This is a genomic window from Mesorhizobium sp. M8A.F.Ca.ET.181.01.1.1 (assembly GCF_004792025.1).
Classification (GTDB): domain Bacteria; phylum Pseudomonadota; class Alphaproteobacteria; order Rhizobiales; family Rhizobiaceae; genus Mesorhizobium.
Window position 1 is genome coordinate 1 of sequence record NZ_SRTV01000141.1, and the last position, 336, is coordinate 336.

The following is a 336-nucleotide window of genomic DNA, read 5'->3' on the forward strand; positions in this document are numbered from 1 at the left end:
CAGTCGAGTGCCTGGAATGTTCCGCTGGTTTGAAAACAAGCTCGATCCGTTTCCCGCCGCGGAGCCGGTCGAGCCGCCGAAGACGCTGATCGCCTTCTGCGTGCATTATACGCGGGGCGCCTGGCCCTACATCATGCTGGACGCGGTTCTGGTGACGGCTATCGCCCTTGCCGAGGTTTGGATGTTCGGCTTCATGGGCCGGATCGTCGACTGGCTGTCGGCGCAGAATCGCGAGACATTCCTGCAGACCGAGGGCTGGAAGCTCGCCGGCATGGCTTTCATCGTGGTTTTCGCGCTGCCGGTGACGGTCTGGTTCCATGCGCTCCTCAACCAGCA

At 62.2% G+C, this 336-nt stretch carries 1 pseudogene; it reads left to right on the forward strand.

The window, feature by feature from the left end:
* Positions 1-16: 16 nt before the first annotated feature.
* Positions 17-336: pseudogene (locus EN824_RS33955) on the forward strand (ABC transporter ATP-binding protein); the annotation flags it as partial.